We start from the raw sequence: 896 nt of genomic DNA on the forward strand, positions 1-896 counted from the left end.
CCCGTTGGATAGTGAAAGAAATGGAAGAACGTTCAGAAGCGTATTGTTCGTTCATCTGTTTAATTTTTTCGTTAAAAAAAGCAATCGGATCATCGTATTGTTTTTCTAGTTCATCCAGATAACCAAGGGATTCGATAGTTCTGGATTTAGGGGATTTACTATTAGCATCCCGATAGCTCTGTACGATGGATAAATAAATGCGACCAGTTTTTTTATTTTTCACTTGTCTGAGAAACATGAACATGGCTCCCTTAATTGAATACGATTTTACCTTAATTATACCATATTATTCTACATAAGTCTACTAAAACATGACAAAAAAATAAAATAAAAATCCCCGGAAACATCAATGAAATCAATGCTTTCGGGTTAATAGTTGTTTAAATGTGTTGCAAAATTAGGGGGGTATTGACGATAACTGTCATTTGTGATAAATTATTTAAGTCATTGAAATGATTAAGTTCAATAAAATGTTAATTTTAAACTAAAATATCTTGTTGACATAACGTCAGTAAACATGATAATATATTTTCACTGTCACTTCGAGAAAATCGAATAAGGTGATAAAAGAAAATAAAAAAGTTGTTGACAAGAATTATGATTTTGTGATAAAATATTATTTGTCTTCACAAAAGATGACGGCTAGAAAAAAGAAATTATTGCTCTTTGAAAACTGAACAGTGTAAAAGCCAAGCGTACCACAGAAATGTGGACCTAATCAATTTATTAGAGTTAAGGATAACTTTTTATGCCCTCGTGAAGATGCTCATGTAGCTGAATCACAGGACAAGAAACTCTAAATGCTAAAACATTAAAAGTTTCTATGGAGAGTTTGATCCTGGCTCAGGACGAACGCTGGCGGCGTGCCTAATACATGCAAGTCGAGCGAGGAATTG

General features: G+C 32.8%; 1 rRNA gene and 1 pseudogene. One reads left to right on the top strand and one right to left on the bottom strand.

Going from position 1 to position 896, the window contains the following annotated elements:
• Nucleotides 1–238 (bottom strand): annotated as a pseudogene (locus tag TEPIDINF_RS14695) (IS1634 family transposase); the annotation flags it as partial.
• A 582-nt stretch (nucleotides 239–820) separates the two neighbouring features.
• Between TEPIDINF_RS14695 and TEPIDINF_RS14700 the strand changes: the two are divergent.
• Nucleotides 821–896: ribosomal RNA gene (locus TEPIDINF_RS14700) — 16S ribosomal RNA — on the top strand; the annotation flags it as partial.

The sequence above is a fragment of the Tepidibacillus infernus genome (genome assembly GCF_048898065.1).
Classification (GTDB): domain Bacteria; phylum Bacillota; class Bacilli; order Tepidibacillales; family Tepidibacillaceae; genus Tepidibacillus_B; species Tepidibacillus_B infernus.